Below are 19,593 nucleotides of genomic sequence, written 5' to 3'. Positions count from 1 at the left end.
AATATGGATAATAAAATATCTTTTTTAGGAACTGAACAAAAAAATGAGAGAACTTTAAACTTATCTAAACTTAAAACATTAGATATAGTTAAAAAAATCAATAACGAAGATCATCTAGTAGCCAAAGCAATCAAGCCAGAAAATCAAAATATTGCTAATATGATCGATCTAGCATATGATTGCTTAAAAAATAAAAAAGGAAGAGTTATTTATATGGGAGCTGGTACATCTGGAAGAATTGGTGTACTTGATGCTTCTGAAATTTACCCAACTTATGGTGTTAAAAATAAATTTATTGGATTAATCGCTGGTGGAAAAAGAGCTTTATACACTCCGTTAGAAGGTTCTGAAGATAATGAAGAAGAAGCAGTTAGAGAACTTAAAAAACTCAAACTAACTGCTAATGACCTTGTTGTTGGGATTACTGCTTCAGGGAGAACTCCATATCCTCTTGCAGGTATGCGATATGCGAAAGAAATTGGAGCTTCAACAGCTTTAATTACTAACAATGCTTCTCCAGAAGGAAGTAAGTACGCTGATGTTACTGTTGCCGCGGTAACAGGACCTGAAGCTGTTACTGGTTCAACTCGGATGAAAGCTGGAACTGCTCAAAAATTAGTATGTAACATGCTTTCAACTGCTGTTATGGTTAAACTTGGATATGTGGAAGGCAACTACATGATTAATTTAGTGCCTACCAATTACAAACTTGAACAAAGATGTAAAGGTATGATTCAAGAATTAACTCAAGCTGATTCTGAAAAAGTTGAAGCAGTATTTGCTCAAAGTCGTAACGTTAAAATAGCTCTTTTAATGATAGAAAAAAACCTCACTTATAAACAAGCGAGAAAGGAATATCTCAAAATTTATGGAAAATAAAATCGAACAACATTGCTTTGAAATTATTTCGTTTTCTGGTGGTGCTAAAGCGTTGTTTTTAGAAGCTGTTGATTTAGCAATGGAATTTAAATTTGAAGAAGCTGCTGCTAAAATCAAAGAAGGAAAAGACATTTTAAAACAAGGACATCAAGCTCATGCTGAATTATTAACAATGGATGTTAATGGTGAAATGCCACACATGCCTTTGCTACTTGTGCATGCTGAAGATCAATTTATGTCAAGTGAAGATGCCTTAACTTTAGCTAATAAAACCCTAAAACTAATGAAAGTCATTTCAGAGAAATTAAAATAGAAAGGATTGCATGAAAAAAATCAAACAAAGTAGAGTTATTGCTTTTAGTATTTTGACTTTAATTTTGTCAATATTCTTAACTCTTGCATTCATTCCTGCATTAAAACAAGTTGATAAATCAACAAGAGTTTATGAAAGTTTATACTTTGATAATTTAAACTTTAAAGTAACAGTTATTTTAATTGCTTTATTTGCTGCTTTAAGTTTAGTATTTCTTGTTAAAGAACTTATCATGTATTTAAAACACAAAGCTGATTACAATCAAAAAGAGGCTGCTCTTCATTTAGGAGTTATGTCAGCACTTGTGGTGCTTAATGTTGCTATTGTGTTAGTGATTTTAGTAGGATTTGCCCAAGTACACCCTTACTTATTTAATGATGTTTTAAATGAAACATTAAAATACGAAGAATACAACAAAGAAAAATACTTAGCTCTTAGAAGCTTAATTGAATCTTCAAATGAAGGATTTAAACACAAATTATTAGTTGCTGCATATCTTCAAATTATTGTGTTTGTAGCTTATGTAGTATACAAAGTAGTTGTTAAACAACTTGCTAAAAAACAAAGCAAGGAGGTATTGGCTTAATGAAAGCTTTACTTATTTGCTCAGGAGGAATGTCAACTCAAATTTTAATTGGTCAACTCAAAAAAGAAGCTGACAAAATTGCTTATGCTTTTGAAGCTGAAGCTATCGGTGCCAATGAACTTGATGATTATGACAAAAACTTTGACATTATCTTAGTTGCTCCTCAAATTAAATACAAATTCCCAGAACTTAGCGAATACGCTAAAAGTAAAAAAGTTAAAATTTACCAAATTGACATGACTGAATACAATCCAGTTGGAGCTGGTAAATTAATTCAAAATATCAAGAAAGTAATGGAGGGTTAATGAAAAAGTTATTAAACAAAAAATCAAAAAATGACCAAACTCTCTTTAAAAAGTTTTTTAATGGTTTTGAAAGAATGGCAGTTCCAATTATGGGAAAACTTGCTGAAAACCGTTACATTAACGCAATTAAAACCGGAATGGTGTCAATTTTGCCAATTTTACTTATTGGTTCACTTATTTTAGTTATTTGATCATTCCCAATTAATGCCAAAGATGGTCTTTATGTACTTATTCTTAAAACCGAAGCATCTAAAAAATTCGGGTACTTCTTAATGCTTCCATACCGTGCAACATACCCAATGATGGGATTCTTCGCGGTAATTGGAATTACCAGAGCGCTAGCTAAAAGCTACAAAATGGATGAACAACAATCAATTTTTGCATCAATTATTGTGTATTTAATTTCTATTGTTGGTCCAATGCACAAAACAGTTGGACACTTCCAAATTTCAACTGCTGCTCTTGGTTCAGCAACAGTGTTTGGTGGAATTATCATTTCTTTTGCTGTTGTTGAAATTATTAGATTATTCCACAAATACAAAATTATTATTAGATTACCAAAATCAGTGCCAGAAGTAGTTGCAAAACCATTTAACGCACTTATTCCGATGATCTTTACAATGTTCCTTGCATCACTTATTTTCCAAGTTGCTGCTTTTGACATTCACTCATATGCAAAATTTGTTCTTTCACCACTTCAATCACTTGTAGCTGGAAATAACTACGGTGGATTCTTAATTGTGGTATTACTTATTATGTTCTTATGATTTGCCGGAATTCACGGTGTGTCAATTATTGGGGCTCTTGCTCGTCCATTCTGAACAATTGCTCTTGATAATAACTCAGCACAAAAAATTGCTGAAAGTAAATTATTACTTTATGCAAAAGATAATGGTGCAATCTTTGTTGAACCATTCTTCCAATGATTCGTATGAATTGGAGGAGCTGGAGCTACTGTTGGTCTTTTAATTGCAATGCTTGTTGTTGCAAGATCTAAATACTTAAGATCAATTACTTACCCATCTCTTGTTCCTGGAATCTTCAACATTAATGAACCGGTTATCTTCGGATACCCACTTGTATTAAACCCATACTTATTTATTCCTTCAATTTTAGCTCCTGTAGCAATGGGAACTTTAACCTTTATTGCAATGAAACTTAACATTGTAGCTCTACCAACAAACTTAGTTGGATGAACTTTACCTGCTCCAATTGGTGCTTACTTGGCAACACTTGATTGAAAAGCTCCAATTTTAGCAATTATCAACATTGTATTAAGTGTGCTTATTTGAGCTCCATTTGCTAAAGCTTACGACAAAAAATTATTCAATGATGAAATTGATCAAGAAGTTGCTTTAAGAGCTAATGATCTTGAAGATAAATCAGAAGAATCTTTAGCTAACTTAAGAAAAGAAGTTGAAAAAGAATTTAATTCAAGAGGACTTTTATCAAGATTAAGAGCTAAAAAAGCTGCTTAATTGATAAAATTAATAAATAATTAAACTCTAAAAGGAAGATACTATGACCATACTTTTAAATGAAACGCAAGAGACAATTGAAGCTGTTAATGCTAAGCACGAATTTATTTTAATTGGTGTATGGTTGGGAGTGGCCTTAGTTGGATATTTACTTGGAATATTTTTATACAAAAAAACAAGTTTCTTTAAGGGAATTAAAACATGAATGGTCATAGCCCTTCCTTTTTTAATTCTGGCCATTATCGCAATTCCAATGTTAATTGCTAGTGTTCACTATTTAACCATTACATATTCAGCGACAATTCCAGCAGTATTTTTACTTGGAATTGCCATGAGTGTAATTTATGATCGTTTCGGTGAGTGACAAGAGAGAAAAAAAGTTGCTCACGAACAAGTAAACGCTCTTAAAAAAGAGAAGAAAAACAACAAAGAAAATAAAAAACAGTAGAATAGGAAATTAAAATGTTAGGTGTTTCAATTTACCCAGAAAAGCAAAATAAAGATGAAATTTTTGCTTATTTACAAAAAGCTTCATCTTTAGGAATTAAAAGAATCTTTTCATGCTTGCTTAGTGTGACAAAAGATAAAGAAGAAATTAAGCGTGAATTCAAAGAAATTAACGATTATGCACATACATTAGGTATGGTAGTAATTTTAGATGTTAATCCGAGAGTTTTTGATACTTTAGGAGCTTCATATAATGATTTGACTTTCTTTAAAGAATTAAGTGCTGATGGAATTCGTTTAGATATGGGGTTTGATGGTCGTAAAGAAGCTGATATGACTTATAACCCACAAGATTTAAAAATCGAAATTAATATTTCAAATGATAATAAATATTTAGACAATATTATGTCAAATCATCCTAATGTAAAAAATCTAATTGCCTCACATAATTTTTATCCACAAAAATATACAGGACTTGATTTAGATTTCTTTACAAGAATTACTACAAAATTTAAAAATTTTGGACTTACTACCGCTGCGTTTGTGACTTCAAAACATGCAACTGTAGGACCATGACCTTTATCACATGGACTTTGCTCTCTTGAGTTACTTAGAAACAAATCTCTTAGTGCGCAAGCAAAATTCTTGTATGCAACCAAATTAATTGATGATATTATCATTGGAGATGCATTTGCTTCAGATGAAGAATTACAAGCATTTGCAAAAGTATCTCCACATTACATTACCTTTAAATTAAAATCTGACTCTCTCATTCATAATACAGCTATTGAAAATACAATTTTATTTCATGAACCTCACTTTAGAAGAGGCGATACTAACGCATATAGTGTAAGATCAACCCAATCTAGAGTTAAATATAAAAACGAAAAATTTACTCCTTTAATTACACCTGAATTACTTAAAAAAGGTGATGTTGTTATTTGTAATGATAATTATGGTCAATACAAAGGTGAATTGCAAATTATTTTACAAGATCAAGAAAATGTTGATTTAGGAAAAAATAAAGTTGGAGAAATAGTTGAAGAAGAATTAATTCTTTTAGATTATTTAAAACCACTTGAAAGGTTCAAATTTGAAAAATAATTATTACGCCATTGGTTTAATGAGTGGAACTAGTTTAGATGGACTTGATATTGCTTATGTTAATATTAAGCAAAACTCAAGTGATCCACAAGACATTAGTGTACAGTTAATAAACTTTGATATTGTCGAATATCCACAAACACTTAAAGCTAAGATTCTTAAATCTTTTAAAGAAGAATTTGACTCACGCTTTATGTGTTCGCTTAATTTTGAAATCGCACATTTTTACGCTCAATCTGTAAATGATTTTATTGCTAAATACAATCTTGATAAAGCTAAAGTAGATTTTGTAGCTACTCACGGACAAACTATTTATCATTTAATTGACCCTAGTGAAAATGAAGTCAAATCAACATTGCAACTTGGTGATATTTCAGTACTTGCTCAACAAGTGGGTATTACTACCATTGGTGATTTTAGACCGGCTGATATGGCTAACGGAGGCCAAGGTGCTCCGCTAGTACCTATGCCAGATTGATTATTACTTAAAAAACCAAACACCATTAGATTGCTTCAAAACATTGGTGGAATGGGAAATGTAACGGTGGTTAAAGAAGATATTAATGAAATATTTGCTTTTGACACTGGACCTGGAAATATCTTAATTGATTTAGCAATGCAAAAATTCTACAATCAAGGTTATGATAAAGATGCTAAAGTTGCTTTAAGTGGACAAGTAAACAAAGCATTGCTTGAAAAATTAATTCAAAAAGATACTGATTATTTAAATATCAAACCTCCTAAAAGCACTGGAAGAGAAAGATACTCAATTGAATACTTAAATGATGTTTTAGTTGGGTTTGAAAATATACCTCACCAAGATGTTGTAAGTACCCTCACTCAATACACTGCTTATAGCATTTATCATGCTTATACTAATTATGTTTTAACTAACGATACAAAAGCAGAAATATATGTATCTGGCGGAGGAGCTAATAATATCTATTTAATGAATGCATTAAAAGAATATTTTAAGCCTTTAGATATTCCAGTAAATCAAAGTAATGTTTTAAACATTAATATTGACGCTAAAGAAGCAATTGCTTTTGCGGTTCTTGGATACTTAACATTGCAAAAATTACCAGGCAATGTTCCAAATGCTACTGGTGCTAAAAAGTTCTCTATTTTAGGAAAAATCGCATTAGTTTAATTATTGAGACAGGATAGTTCCTGTCTTTTTAAATGTGTTTCAGTTTTATATACGAGTATAATTAAAATATGAAGAAAAAAGAAAAGTTAAATCATACAAAAGGTGATATATTAAACAATTTATGAAACAAAGTTAAGAAAGAAAGTGATGCAAAACTAATAGATTTATATGGAAATAAACTAAAAACATTATATTTTAAAGGAAATAGTGATAGTCATGCATTTATAACAAGAAACACCGAAGATGCCAAATTAGCAATTGAAACTTACTACAATTTAAGAATTGATTACAACGTTATATCTATGTGACAGTTAGGACATATTAAACCTCCTAAACTTTGATATATAGATTTGAAAGATGATTTTAAAAGTAATTCATCCAACATTAATGAATCTTACTTGAGGTTAATAAAAAAATTATCAAATCAAATAGAAAATTATAAAAAACCTAACGCATCATATAACTTTCAAAAAGAAAGAACGATTATTGATTTTGTTCGTTCAATTTCAATTTATATAGCATTTGCTATACTCTTTGCGGTTTTGTTCGTTATATCTTATAATTTCGATAACATTATAATATCTGCCTATATAAATCCACGATCCCCGTTTTATAATACTTTTATCTTTGTGGGCATAATATATTTATTAATCGGAAGCTTTTTAGGATCTGGATTTTTTCTTTATAAAATACTTTTCAGATGAACAAAAACAGTAAAAATGAAATTGAAAAAATTTTATATTAAAGGTATTGAATTTTCTAGGGAAGAACAAATATTTTTTTCTAACGAAAATGATAACTATTTAAATGAAATAATTTATTATTTTTCTATTCATAAAAACAATTATATTATTATATCTAATGCAAATTTTAACGAGCAAAAAATAATTATAGAAGAATTAGAAGAGATAAAAAAACTTATAAATAAGGGTGTAAATACCAAAAATATAAAAGTTAAAATTATCTACTTAATAGAAGAGGAAAAATTTAAGTTAAGCGAGGTCAAAGAATATATTAGCGGGGTGTTTAATATTGACACAATTTTATATAAAAGTGAAAATTTTGAATATGTGCTGAAAAAATATTTTGAATTGACTAATATGACAGTTTATGAAAAAACTGTTAAGAAATCTTCTTTATTATTCAAAAACAAAAAGGATTTAGAAGTAGTAATATCTGAATTTAATAGACAAATAGAAACAAAATCCAATCAGAATCCAAATGCGACTTATATTGGCATAATTAAGGATTATTTTGAAGTAAATTTAAATGATGATTCACAATAAAAAACCAGGAAATAGTTAACATTTATTTTAATAATAATTTGTGAATTACCTTTTGCGTTGAAGGGACTAACTACACTGCTGAACTCTCCCCCTTGTCCAAAATTCCCCCAAAACGGACCCCAATGCGACCGTAGCGAGTGCGACCGAGCGCGTGGAGCTTTGTCGGTAGCAAGCGGAACAAAGCGAAGGGAGCAACGAGCAAAGGGAGCGGGGTCCGTTTAAAACACCGCACGCATGTGCTAAGGTTTACCCATACACTAAAAGAATACCACCAAAACAAAGCAAAAATATCAAAAATTTTAAAATTTTCATAAATTCCCACAAATAGACCCCCCACCTTCCACCGTGCGACCTTCAGGACATTGACCCGCTAAGTCCTGGACTTTAACAGTTCTATAACAGTATTAAGATATTAACAAGGTTATTAGGGGTATGTATAAGATAAATAAAATAAAAAAACCCTTTAAGGGGTTTTATTTTATTTATCACATACCCCCCACCTTATACCTTTGCCCGTTCTTGCTTTCGCAATCCCGTTCAAAGTCATAAGGGAAAAAGAAAAATAAACAAAAAACAAAGAAACAAACAAGAAAAAGAAAACTAAAACAAAAGAAAAAGAACAAAGAAAGAAACAAAAAACAAACAAAAGAAAAAAAGCACAAAAAAAGGCAAGCAACGGGGTCGCTTACCTAATACAATAACACTAAAAAAATTATACCAAAAATAAGAAAAATAAAAATTTATTTGACTTTTAAAAAAATACTGCTATACTTATTTTGTTAGTTGGTAAAATGGGACTTTATCAATAGCACTTATTTAAAAGCTATTTACTTAGTTTTTACAATTCTTTTAAAGTGTTATAAAGTCCGTTAACTTGCTTAATGGACTTTTATTTATCAATTAACAAAAAGATAAAAAAAGACCACCGAGATGGTGGCCACTGGACATAATGGGACTATGCCAGTACTTAAAGTATAACACTTTTAAACTTTCCCAAAATTATTTTATAAAAATTTTATTGGTATTTATGCCCATTATGTCCCCAGTGTCTAGGGGTTTAAAATGTTGAACACTTTTACAATGTCTGAAGCTCAATTATTGAACTGACTTGAAAAAGCTAACTTGTCGGCTGCTTCTTATAAATCTAAAAAAACAATATTAAAAAGTTATTTATTACCTTTTAACTTTTACGATTATGATGCCATTAATAAAAACATACAAAACGCACAATTAAAGCAAAGATATAAACAAACTATAGTGGCACAAATAAAGGCGTTTTATAACTTTTTAAATGCTAATTTATCTGATAACTTTATTAAATTTGACAGCAAAAAAATCAACAATATTGAAGTTATGGAGCCAGTAGAACGCCGAGCATTTACCGAAGAAGAAAAAGCAACATTGTTCAAAGAACTTGACAACTTAACACCAAACAAATACATAAAAGAAATTAAGCCAGTACATAAATTTATTATTAAATTTTTAAACTCAAACGCTTGCCGTATATCTGAAGCGGTGGAAGTGTTAAAACAAGATAACTGACATTTTGATTATCTTAATAATTGCTATTTTATTAATGCAAGAGCTTTCAAGGGTGGTAATGTTCGTAAGTTTTGATTAACTCCCGAGCTTTACGAAGACTATAAACAAATAGATAAAAAAGCTTTTGTAGTTAGAACATTGCAGGGGTTTTTTACCGCTTTCCAAAATCACTTGCACAATTTGGAAGGTGTTAAATTTACCGCACCCCTTACAGCTCACGCATTCCGTACAAATTACATAACTAACGCAGTTTTTAATGGTTTCACTACCGAACAAATTGCAAGCGTTACAGGACACAAAAAATTGGAAACAATAAACGACAATTATATTAAGCCTAACAGTTCAATAGAGTTAAAAAATGCAATGAATATTGCAAGAACTATTGAAATGCAAGCACCTGAAGAAGTGAACAACTTAAATAATGATTTATTAATTACATTAATTAAGCAAGTCCAAGACTTAAAAAACGAAATTAAAGAATTAAAAGGAGCAAAATAATGAAAAGCTTAACAAACTTAGCAACAGACATACAGCAACTTTATGCGGGTCGTACCCGCTTGCGTTTAACTGTAAAACGTTGAGTAGAAGAAGAAAAAGGAGAAATATTTTTCAACTTTTGAATAGACAAAGCTCCACGGTACTTTTTTAGCATCGTAGCACCTTACGAAGGTACAAAAGAAATTGCAAAGCTTAAAAATTGGCGTGCTACCTTTGTAGACTTTCAAAAAAATGCAGGTTTTAAATATGACCAACAAAGCAGCGAAGTTTATACCTGCGACATTTTAGAAGTGCTAAAAAGCTTTTTTGATCAGTCATTAGAAAAAGAAACATACAAGGCAATTAATCAAAAAATTAAACAAGATTATAAAGATATAAAAAAATGAATTGGCTACAGTTTTTTTGAAATTGTCCCAGAACTTAAAAAAGTATATAAGGGAGCAAATTAATGGAATTATATAAATTTAAAGTATACGAAGGCAAAAGGGTCAAGATTTTGACCACTTGAGGGGAAAAGTATAACGGTACTTTTTCACTTTTAACATCAATAAAAAAGACCTGTAGAATTACCACAAACGAACAAAGTTTTTTGCTTGGGTTAGAAGATATAAAAGCTATTAGATTATTAAAAAACAATTAAAGGAAAATTATGAAATATACAACATACCAACACAAGCCCGGAACTGTTACACTTAACGCAGTAATAGACCCCTTTACTGAATTAATAGAAGAAATACGCGAAGGGTTCCGCAATTTGCTAAGTGCAGATATGTGCAAATATCAACAAATCAACGCCAGGGCTATGATGTGCGCCCTTGTGTGACCTTCTCCCGAATTTTTAAAAGATATAACAGGTATTTTAGAACTTGAAAAAAACGAGCTTAATACTTTAATGCTTGAAAAATTAAGAATGCACACACCCCAAGAATGGGAAACACTTTTCAAAGAAGGACACGAAAAAGAATACGAACAAACTTACAACGAGTATAAAGCAAGTAAAAAGCAAATGCCTGAATATCTTTACATATCTGAAGATAAAGAAACTTTAGAAGTTAAAAAAACAAGCTTAATTATGATAATGCTTGACTTTTACGAAGAACAAGCGAAAAACTTTACAAAAAACGAGCTAGGAATAGATTAATTAACAAAGTTGAACAATTACACCCCTAAAGTAATAAACGGCCTTAGAACGCTTAAAAATGGCCATTATGAAGGAATTAACATTATGACAATACCAGTAAAGTTAAAAAATTTAGATTTTAACGCAAAAAATATTGTTTTAAAAAATCATATTTATGATTACGATCGTTTTTATAATCAATATTTTGAAGAATTTGCAAACAAGTTAAAAAATGCCCTAAGGGTAGAAAATAAAAAAATTACTTTAAAAGAGTTTATAGAAGTTGCCAAAGTTGTTTTTTACAATGGTTTTTGGAATGCTATAAAAGAGCAACAACTAGCAAACTACTTAAATAAAAACAATTTTAAAAGTTGGGTAGTTTTTGGCGAACTTGATTACATTTTTAAAATTGATGTAATGGCTCAAAGAAACAACAAAAATTATTTTATACAACTTAAAAGTAGCGGGACAATTTTAAAGCTTGAAACATTAAAAAGCTTTTACAATTTAGCAACTAAAAAAGGAGCTTTGCCCGTTGTAGCATCTTGAGCAAAAAAGGCACCATATTGAGAGTTTTACGAACTTAAAGGGTTTGCGGGTCATTACTGACTGCAAAAGATTGAGAAGTTCCCAAATTAAAAAAATAACACCCCAATTATTAAAAGGGGTGTTTTTAATACATCAATTATTGAAATAATAGGAAATGAACGATTACTATTGTAGCAATATATGTAATTTTTAAAGGTACATAAATAAATTTGAATTGTGTTGATCTTAAATGCGTTGCTATTTTGCTGCCTAAAAACGAAAGTTGTTTCTGTTTCTTGGGGATCTCTCCCCTTTAAATTATATTAAAAATATAATTTATTTTTTATTAATTGGTAATTTTTTGCGGTGTTTAAATCTTTGAATATTGTAAAGCTCTTCAAGTTCTAAAAATTCTGCTTGTGTAAGATCTGAAGCTTTTAAAACTCGCAAAGCTCCAAGCTTTGTAAACGAAAAAACTCACTTTAAAAAATTGATTAATTTAGTCATTTTTATGGTTCTCCCTAAGTATTGACCTAACGGCTTTTTTTGTCTTTTCATCAACTCCATTATTAGAAACATAAAGCGAAAAGGCTTTTTTTATGTTTGCTATGCTTTCGTTGGCTTTGTCCAAGTCTTTTTGAATTTTTAAAAGGTCGGTAGTAATGTTGTTATTTTCAATATTTAAATTATTGATATTTTTGCTATCTTGGTTGTTTTGGGTTGTTTTGTTTGTTTTGCTACTTAAGCGATAAATTAAGTAAGCCACAAGCAAAATAATACCACTACCACCTGAAGATGCTAAGAGTGTGAAAAATCATTCCGGCATTATTTAAGCGGTTCCAATACTGTAAAAATTGCATAGCAAGCCGCTGAAGTTAATTGAGTGACTTTGTTTGTGAAAGCTCCAAAAACGGCAGCGGTAATATTAAGGTCGCCCCCATCTCCTTCGCTTGTGATATCTACGATATTTGCGAAGTTACCAACTTGCTCGTTACGAATTACCCCGCTAACTAATTTAAAGTCTTCCCCGCTTTTAATTCCGCCCGCTTCATACCCGTAAAAAATATAAGTTGTATTGTCTTTACTATCATAAGTTACAGGAACAACATAAGTAACAAGCTTATTAGCATAATAATCATATTGTGAAGTATCAGAGTTATAAACTCCAACATTTTTAAAAGCTTGCGTATTTGAAGAAGTGGCCGAATTTGATGCGTTACGGGCTTGCTGGAGTTCGCTTTTTGTTGCGTAGGTGTTAGATGCTTCCGATTTAGTTAAAAGGCCAGGAAGGGCATTATTAAAGCGATCCACTTTAGGGGTTAACTCCGCCAAGGTGGTTTGTGTTTGGTTTTTGAATGAGTTTACTTCATTTTTAAAGTTGTTAAAGTCTCGGATCTTGGTGTAGCTTTTGCGTGCTTGGTCTAATGTTAAATATTGGGACAAGTCCGCAGAAGTTGAAGAACTAGAAGAAGACCCCGAAGAGTTTGCCGATGTTCTTGCTTGTTGTAGTTCGCTTTTTGTTGCGTATGTTCTTGAAGCTTCGGACTTAGTTAAAAAGGTCGGTAATTGGGTTGTTATTTGGTTTGTTTGGGTTTTAGTTGCGTAGGTGTTTGCTACTTCTTGTTTTGTTGCTAAGTTGTCTTTTTGTTCAACTAAAGGCCTAACTTCTTGAGCAAGTGAATTTATTGCACCTAAGAAAGTCCCCACGGTTGTTTTTTGTACTTCTACTTTATGTTTTAACTCTTCTGTAACTTCTTTGGTTGCGTATGTCTCTTGTGCTGCTTCTTGAGTTAAATAAATTTCGTTTGCACTCTCTTCAAATTCTCCCGCTCTATTGTTTGCATATTCTTCAAGTTCTCTTTTTAATCTTTCTAATTTTTGGGTTAACTCTTCAGGCATAACTGCACGCCATAAGTTAGGGGCAATTATCTCCGCATTTTCTTCCAATGAAGTTCACCCCGCATTGTATAGCATTTGCTGGGTTTGTTTGTTTAGGTAATCACCAAATAGGGCAAAATCTCTTGTATTTCCATAAACTTGAACATTAGAAGCGACCAAAGTAAGCAAGTTGCTAAATTCTGGAAATTGTCCAGATTTTAGCCGAACATTAAGCTCATAAAAAACAGCATCAATAAAAATTGCTACCCTTTTAGCTCCTACCTTGTTTTTATATTCTTCATAATCGTAGTTTAATTTTTCTAAGATACCTGAAGACTTAAAGCCTGTGTATACATCACAAGCAACATAAACGGAATAAGCTAACTTGTTGAATATGTCTTCGTTTGATAATCTTGCGTTTGCCTTTTGTATGATTTTAGGAACTTCAAAAGCTCCTGTAGTGTTTAAGGGACTTGCTAGGTATTGCTCTAATGTAATACCTTGCAAGGCTAATAGTTGTTTAGGTGTCATATCTATTTTATTCTCCTTGATATCTTTGTAGTAAATCGGTTCGCTCCGCTTTGGTATTCTCTACTAAAGCGAATGTATGCGGTACCTTGGTTTTTGTACAAGGTGGCAAAAAGTTGCCTTTTATTTGTACGATGTTTATAAACTTCGTTTTTATAACTTTCAAGGTTGTTAATTGCTTGCTCGTAGCTGTCGGGTTTGGCTAGTCTATACCTTTTTATCAAGTCATTTTGTAAATCTTGATTTAAGTTTTTTAAAACTATGGTGCTATTTTCTCCAATGGTTCTTTTTCAAGGTTCACCCCAAGCAATATTATCAAGGTAATACCTTCCAGGGCTTGGGTCATTTATAAACGCCCAAAAGTCAGACCACGGGAGTATTAATTCCAGCGGGGTTTTTCCTTTAATTTTTCCGTGTCCACCTGTAGCAGCAAAATCAAAATAGAGCATAAAAGTCACGTTTTTAGTTTGGTCGTATAATTCTTCGTGATAAAGTCGCACCCCACGCAGTCAGTCACTAATTAAGGGGATCCATCTTTTTTGTTTGGTTCTAAAAAATCTTATGTATCTATTTGCTTGCTTTGGTGTAAGTTTTCCCCTTGCTATTGCTTTAGCAAGTCCCTTTGTCAAAGCTCTTTGTTGTAACTTGGCCACTTGTGCCATAATGTGCGATTTAGATTTTTGAGCAACAAAAGTAATTGCACGAGTAAACAAAGCGAGCGGGTTTTTAACAAGTAAAGCGGACAACTCAAAGGCCTTTTTTACCCGTTCAACATTTTGCGGGTTTAATAAAGCAATTAAAACGGTATTTTTTACCTTCTTTGTTTTTGCTAATTGCTCTAAGGAATATTTAGAGATTTCAGCAATTTTGTCGGTAATACCTTTTTTGTAAAACTCAAGTCCTTTTTTTAGTTTCTCGGTATTCTCTACAAGTTTTTTTGTGTATTTAATTTTTTTAAGTTGTCTAACTCCTTGAGCTATTCCAAAAGATAAAATAGCAGTGCCAGCACTTCAAAGCAAATTGGTCGGGTCTACTTTGTTGTTAAAAATTAAATCGCTCACCGCTTGCCCTACTACAGTTGCACCTATTTTTATAAGTCTATTAACAGGTAAAAGGACAGGAAAAAATGCCGTTAAGGTATCGGCTAAAATCTCACCGACAAAATCAAAAAAAACACCCGCCAAAGTTTTAAAAATAACTTTTGCGAATGTTCCCCCTTGTTTTGGCTTTATTGGTTGCGGTGTAATTTTAGGATCTGCATATGCTAAAATCATTTATTAGCTTGCTGATGGTGCGGGTTGATGTTGAACATCGGCAGCACCTTGTGGCTTAAGTACATAAGTACCGTTAGCAATTGAGCTTGGTAATGTTTTAGCTAGTCCATAAGCTAAATTATCGTAAATAACTTTTACGGCTGTTTTTCCTTCAACTGTTACGACTTTATCGCTTGAGTTGTTAGAAATGTCCCCCGCGTATACTTTAATTAAGCTATCAGCTTTGACCATTAAAAATTTTGTGGTTACAATAATGTCATAGTTGTGCATGTGTGGGTGTGCGATAATATCAAAGCCCCCTACTTTTTGCAATGCTTTAGCACCTTCAACAATTGCAGTACTTGCGTAGTTTCCTACACTCTCCCCAGCAATTGCATCAAGTACCTCAGGTTTAACTAGCACAATGATCTGATCTTCTTCAATTCCATCAATTCCCTGCACTGGGTCGTATGTTCTTGATAATTTCCGTGCAGTTTCTAAAATCTTTTTACGAATTTCGTAAGGTGTTTTAGTTGTGTAATCAAATTGTAGGCCTTTCCCATCGGCTTTAATTTTTGCCTCAAGTTCATTAACTGCTGTGCGTTCAGTAGCGTTGACAAATTGATTAATAAAAAAGTCAACTTTTTTAGCTAGGTCGGCTGTTTGGCTCTCTTCTGCTTCTTGGGCGGTAATTGCTTGATTTGCTACAATACTTTCAAATCAATGAACAGACAAGGGTGCTGACACTGTAAATTTATCAGCGTTTTTGTTTCCTAAGTCGTTGCCTTTAAATTTGAACTGCCCCCCTTGCATTTTGGCAAAAGTTGCGGTAGCTTGGTCGGACTTAATTAAGTTGTTCCCTTGTGTTAAGTAGTTAGATAAAATAGATTTACCTAAAAAGTTAACTAAAACGCTATTAGCTTGTTGCTGTGATAAGTTTAAAGGTACGAAGGTAGTTCCAACACTACCAACGCTTTTAGCTTCTTCTCAAAGGTTTTTTATAGTTGCTGCTGCCATTTTGGTTTTTCTCCTTGTTAATGTTTAATAACTACAGCATTGCCAACAATTTCAGCCCTTCCCCCTGTATACTCGGGGGCGGTTTCTTCTTTGTTTACTTCTGTAGTTTTTACCCTTCAATTATTTGCACGGGCTTGCTTTAAAATTGAATTTTTTAAATCGGTAAAATCATAATTATGATAGTCCAGATCTTCAACGGTGATTTTGTCCAAAAAATTAAATTCCTTGATAACTCCGCTAAGGTGTTGGGTTATTTTGTTTTTAAAGTCTTGGGCTAAGTTTTCTTTTTCTTGTGCTTGTTGTTTTGTTTCTTCTAGTTGTGTTTTTAATTTATTAATTTCCGCGGTTGTGTTTTTGGTTTTGTCGCTTATGTAATTGGTAAGGTCTTCCTTACTTTCATAAACTGCATAAACATCCAAAGCGTTCAAAAGGTCTTGCCGTTTGTAATTGTCTGACAATGATAATTTTGCTTTTACTTCTTCTGTAGATATGTTGAATATCTCGGCTAATTTATTGATTAATTTGCTCATAATTTCCGTCTTTTGAAAGGCTGCGGTTCCTTGGTCTTTCTATCAGATAAAAATTTTATGTATTGGGTTGATATCTTTGCTTTTTATCTTTATTGTTGTTGTGGTGTTACTAAATGCGATTTTTAAAGTTTCTAAGTATACCGCTCGTATTTCAATAGCGTGAAGGTTTGCGGTTTCTTCTTTTTCAAAACGCATTGCAAAGGTATCGCCTGAAGTGTTAAAAATCTCATTAATTAGGTTTTTACTTTCAAAGGAGCTTTTTACTAGTTTTAACTCTCTAAGTGGTACGGGTTCAAATCTTGACCGTTGAACATACACAATTGCACTTGCGGGGGTTGTTAGACCTGGTCCGCTTGTGCTTGGGGTGTAATCGCTAACTTTGTAAATGGTGTCCCGTTGTGTAAAAATTGGGTTGGTTTTAGTATTTGAATAACTTTTCCCGCTTAAGGTACTTAATAAACTCCATTTATTTCATTCCGTTAAATTATTTATATCGCTAGGAATTACTCCCCACACTCTCGCACTTCATTGGTCTTTTAATTCTGCAAGTGGTAAGGTGCTTTTTTGGTAATTGCTAAAATCTCGATCGTTAATGAATAAATAAAATGGGTAATTAAAGTTAAAACTTTTGTCGTTGAAGTCCACAGGTTTTTGTGAAAAATCTTGCTCGCTTAGTTCAGCGGGTAAACTTGGAAGATTTAAAAAATACCCTTTGTATTTGTATAAATTAAAATTTAAAAAAGCAGTATTGTTTTTAAGGTTAAAAACTCCATCGGTAAGGTTTCAACTTAAAAACTCGCTTTTAATTAAAAACTCATTATTTTGATAATAAAGGGTAAAAGGTGAAAAAATTGCATTCTCGTTATTTAGTCCACCCTTTCAGCAGTAACTGCTATCGATTTGCTCACTTAATAAAATAAGTGTAGTACTTAAAAGATGTTCAAACTCGGGATATTTTTGCTTTGCTTCTAATACTAAAAAGTCGTTATATTCTCGTATATTTTTAATATCAAAGTCACGTGCTAAGTTTTCTTTTTCTTCTTTGGTACCTTTGTAAAAAATGCGTGTTTTTTCAATTAAATTAATAATTAAATCGTAAAACTCTCTTAAATGTAAATAGTTAATTAAATCAAATTTTACAAACTCCACAGGAACAATACGGGGACTAACTCCAGGAATTGGGCGGGCTTTCTCTTTATAGCTCTCCCTAACTTCAACAAGGGAGCTTATACCTTTTAAAGGTATTGCGTGATTACTTGAAAAACTCCACATAAAAAAATTAAGTGTATCATTATTTAAATTTAAAGGGTTTGCGTAAATCACATAAGGAAAAAGTTGGCTTGCGTATGAATATTTTAAATTTTGTAATTTATCATTAAACTTATAAAAGTTAATTAAGTTTAACAAGCTCCCAGCGTTTAGGGTCAAGGTAATTTGTCGGTCTTGTATATCTTCATTAACTACAAAAAAGTCGATACCTTCAAGCTCTTTAAGGGTTTCCAAAGGGGTTAGCGTTAACTCGCTCACTTCTTGGGTTCCTGTTGTAAGGTTGAAGATGTTTTCAACAGTGTTAGAATTTAAAACATACCCGTTTTTTATTTGGTTGTTTTCTATTTGTGGACTTTCTAAAAAGAAAATATAAAAATTATTATGGGGCAAGTTAACTTGTTCGGTGGTGTTAATTTTGACCTGATGGGTTAAGTTTAAAAGGGTTGTACTGTCTTGCTCTATTGAGCTAGGGACTAACTCCGTTGATATTTTTGCGTACTCGGTTTCACTTATTTTTTTAAGTTTGACAAAGTTAAACGAATTTTTTTGAAACTTTAGGGGTTTGCTTGTGTCTATTTTGTAAATGTATAAAGTCCCAGTATCTGAAACGTTAAAAACATCATTAAAGCTATGCATTATTTTCGTTGTCTTTCTCTGGTTCTTCGTTTGGTTGTTGTGTTAGTTGGTTTGCTTGTTGGTTTAATAATACCCCATTTTGATCCGTTAAGGCTTTGCGTGCTGTCTCTTCTCTTCACTTAGTAGACCCTACGACTGTAATGCTTAAATCAAGCCCGTTAATGTCGTAGATGTTTAGAAAATGTTTTAAAGTTAAAGCGACAAACTTAAAAAAATATATTTCCCGTAAGTTGGCCTTACTTTCTATATAATCTGCGTAATCGCTATTAAGTTGTTGAATTTCGGCCGTGTGCATGTTGTGAGTTCCCCCATCGGTGCTATCAACTTTCATAATTAAAAACTTTTTAATTATATAAGTAAGGTTGTCAATTGCTTGAATGATTTGGGCGGTTTGGTTTGGTGTAGATGCGAAAGCAAAAGGGTTTATATTGTCATTTAGTCCTGTAGTGTTATCGTGGTAAATTCTACCGGTACCAAGTGAAAAAATGGCCTTGGTTGCTTTAAGTGGTTGACCGCTCCCGCTATTACCATTTACAACGGGCAAAGGTGTTGAAAAATACGGATCCAATTGTAATTGTGTAATACGGTTGTTAATAGCTTCGAAATATTCCGCATTTACTAGCTCTATATCTTTTTTGCTATCGTGGCGATTTTTAAAAATGATAAAAGGAATATAGCCCGTAATTAACTCCTGAGCAAATGGCTCCCCCGCAGTTTTTAGGTCTTGGGTTTTGATTTTGTTGCCTTCTTGTGTGGTGAGTGTTTGCAGCACTTCGGGACTGTTTAGGTCGTAAGTTAATGCGTAAACTTTAGGGTTTCCATTTTTGTCATTCTCACGCCTTAAAATACCATTTAAATAAATCAAATTATTAGCGTTGTCGGTTTGATATTCTAAGATTTCCAAAATAGTGGGCATATTTTGAAAATACCCAAACGCTAGCACTCCGCTTTTATATAGTTGATACTCTAACTTTTGGTATAGCTCTAAAATTCCCCAATTATTAAAAAGGTTTTTTATTTGTTGGGTTAGCTCTTCGCTGTTTGTTTCAATTTTAGGCAATGCGTTCGCTAGTGTGGTACTTTGTAAATTTGCCCCATATTCTTCGATTTGATTTTTATAATTTGGGTATGTGTGTTTTACCGCTACACTTTCGGCGTTGTCTTCTTTGCGGTATATGCTTGCTGTTTGTGTTAATGTTTGGGCTAAATATTGAGCGGGGTTTATTTTGTTTATAATGTCTGCCAT

21 protein-coding genes are annotated in these 19,593 nt (G+C 32.2%); 13 read left to right on the top strand and 8 right to left on the bottom strand.

The window, feature by feature from the left end:
* Positions 1-3: 3 nt before the first annotated feature.
* The 13 genes from murQ to EXC45_RS00600 all read left to right on the top strand — a co-directional run bounded on the left by murQ (position 4) and on the right by EXC45_RS00600 (position 11,347).
* Complete coding sequence (murQ, locus tag EXC45_RS00665; RefSeq protein ID WP_036434520.1) at positions 4-879, top strand: N-acetylmuramic acid 6-phosphate etherase; 876 nt, start codon at positions 4-6, stop codon at positions 877-879.
* On the top strand, positions 869-1,192 hold the full coding sequence (locus EXC45_RS00660) for a PTS lactose/cellobiose transporter subunit IIA (RefSeq protein ID WP_036434518.1): 324 nt from the start codon (positions 869-871) through the stop codon (positions 1,190-1,192). Before murQ ends, EXC45_RS00660 begins: the two co-directional genes overlap by 11 nt.
* A 10-nt stretch (positions 1,193-1,202) precedes the next feature.
* A complete protein-coding gene (locus tag EXC45_RS00655; RefSeq protein WP_036434516.1) occupies positions 1,203-1,778 on the top strand; it encodes a hypothetical protein in 576 nt (191 codons plus the stop codon).
* Positions 1,778-2,083 (top strand): PTS sugar transporter subunit IIB, encoded by a 306-nt coding sequence (locus tag EXC45_RS00650; protein ID WP_036434514.1) that lies wholly within the window; start codon positions 1,778-1,780, stop codon positions 2,081-2,083. Before EXC45_RS00655 ends, EXC45_RS00650 begins: the two co-directional genes overlap by 1 nt.
* Entirely contained in the window at positions 2,083-3,561 is a 1,479-nt protein-coding gene (locus EXC45_RS00645; RefSeq protein ID WP_051616961.1) for a PTS sugar transporter subunit IIC, read from the top strand. Before EXC45_RS00650 ends, EXC45_RS00645 begins: the two co-directional genes overlap by 1 nt.
* A gap of 43 nt (positions 3,562-3,604) precedes the next feature.
* Positions 3,605-4,009 (top strand): hypothetical protein, encoded by a 405-nt coding sequence (locus tag EXC45_RS00640; RefSeq protein ID WP_036434511.1) that lies wholly within the window; start codon positions 3,605-3,607, stop codon positions 4,007-4,009.
* Between the two features lie 14 nt (positions 4,010-4,023).
* Positions 4,024-5,112 carry a DUF871 domain-containing protein gene (locus EXC45_RS00635; RefSeq protein WP_197724307.1) on the top strand — a complete coding sequence of 363 codons (1,089 nt, stop codon included), beginning with the start codon at positions 4,024-4,026 and terminating at the stop codon, positions 5,110-5,112.
* Entirely contained in the window at positions 5,102-6,262 is a 1,161-nt protein-coding gene (locus tag EXC45_RS00630; protein ID WP_129693740.1) for an anhydro-N-acetylmuramic acid kinase, read from the top strand. The genes EXC45_RS00635 and EXC45_RS00630 overlap by 11 nt, the downstream gene beginning before the upstream one ends.
* Positions 6,263-6,330: 68 nt before the next feature.
* Positions 6,331-7,548 (top strand): YobI family P-loop NTPase, encoded by a 1,218-nt coding sequence (locus EXC45_RS00625; protein WP_036434506.1) that lies wholly within the window; start codon positions 6,331-6,333, stop codon positions 7,546-7,548.
* Positions 7,549-8,610: 1,062 nt separating this feature from the next.
* A complete protein-coding gene (locus EXC45_RS00615) occupies positions 8,611-9,588 on the top strand; it encodes a site-specific integrase (RefSeq protein ID WP_036434504.1) in 978 nt (325 codons plus the stop codon).
* On the top strand, positions 9,588-10,037 hold the full coding sequence (locus tag EXC45_RS00610) for a hypothetical protein (RefSeq protein ID WP_036434502.1): 450 nt from the start codon (positions 9,588-9,590) through the stop codon (positions 10,035-10,037). The genes EXC45_RS00615 and EXC45_RS00610 overlap by 1 nt, the downstream gene beginning before the upstream one ends.
* A 200-nt stretch (positions 10,038-10,237) precedes the next feature.
* The gene (locus tag EXC45_RS00605; RefSeq protein ID WP_036434497.1) at positions 10,238-10,729 is read left to right on the top strand and encodes a hypothetical protein; all 492 of its coding nucleotides are present in this window, start codon (positions 10,238-10,240) and stop codon (positions 10,727-10,729) included.
* A gap of 84 nt (positions 10,730-10,813) precedes the next feature.
* Positions 10,814-11,347 carry a hypothetical protein gene (locus tag EXC45_RS00600; RefSeq protein WP_036434495.1) on the top strand — a complete coding sequence of 178 codons (534 nt, stop codon included), beginning with the start codon at positions 10,814-10,816 and terminating at the stop codon, positions 11,345-11,347.
* A gap of 225 nt (positions 11,348-11,572) precedes the next feature.
* Here the strand turns inward: EXC45_RS00600 and EXC45_RS03955 are convergent, their stop codons facing one another.
* The 8 genes from EXC45_RS03955 to EXC45_RS00565 are packed head-to-tail and all read right to left on the bottom strand — an operon-like array spanning position 11,573 to position 19,593.
* Positions 11,573-11,743, bottom strand: a complete 171-nt coding sequence (locus EXC45_RS03955; protein WP_156951402.1) for a hypothetical protein — start codon at positions 11,741-11,743, stop codon at positions 11,573-11,575.
* On the bottom strand, positions 11,736-12,062 hold the full coding sequence (locus tag EXC45_RS00595) for a hypothetical protein (protein ID WP_036434493.1): 327 nt from the start codon (positions 12,060-12,062) through the stop codon (positions 11,736-11,738). Before EXC45_RS00595 ends, EXC45_RS03955 begins: the two co-directional genes overlap by 8 nt.
* Positions 12,062-13,645 (bottom strand): hypothetical protein, encoded by a 1,584-nt coding sequence (locus EXC45_RS00590; protein WP_036434491.1) that lies wholly within the window; start codon positions 13,643-13,645, stop codon positions 12,062-12,064. The genes EXC45_RS00595 and EXC45_RS00590 overlap by 1 nt, the downstream gene beginning before the upstream one ends.
* A gap of 2 nt (positions 13,646-13,647) precedes the next feature.
* A complete protein-coding gene (locus EXC45_RS00585) occupies positions 13,648-14,916 on the bottom strand; it encodes a hypothetical protein (protein WP_036434488.1) in 1,269 nt (422 codons plus the stop codon).
* Positions 14,917-14,919: 3 nt separating this feature from the next.
* Positions 14,920-15,912: a hypothetical protein gene (locus tag EXC45_RS00580; protein WP_036434486.1), complete on the bottom strand. Its 993-nt coding sequence runs from the start codon at positions 15,910-15,912 to the stop codon at positions 14,920-14,922.
* 17 nt (positions 15,913-15,929) lie between these two features.
* Positions 15,930-16,442, bottom strand: coding sequence for a hypothetical protein (locus EXC45_RS00575; protein WP_036434484.1), 513 nt, complete (start codon positions 16,440-16,442; stop codon positions 15,930-15,932).
* A gap of 39 nt (positions 16,443-16,481) precedes the next feature.
* Positions 16,482-18,347 carry a hypothetical protein gene (locus EXC45_RS00570; protein WP_036434482.1) on the bottom strand — a complete coding sequence of 622 codons (1,866 nt, stop codon included), beginning with the start codon at positions 18,345-18,347 and terminating at the stop codon, positions 16,482-16,484.
* Positions 18,340-19,593 carry a hypothetical protein gene (locus EXC45_RS00565; protein ID WP_036434479.1) on the bottom strand — a complete coding sequence of 418 codons (1,254 nt, stop codon included), beginning with the start codon at positions 19,591-19,593 and terminating at the stop codon, positions 18,340-18,342. The genes EXC45_RS00570 and EXC45_RS00565 overlap by 8 nt, the downstream gene beginning before the upstream one ends.

Source organism: Mycoplasmopsis columboralis (assembly GCF_900660675.1).
Classification (GTDB): Bacteria; Bacillota_I; Bacilli_A; order Mycoplasmatales; family Metamycoplasmataceae; genus Mycoplasmopsis; species Mycoplasmopsis columboralis.
This window is presented reverse-complemented; position numbering and strand designations above follow the sequence as displayed.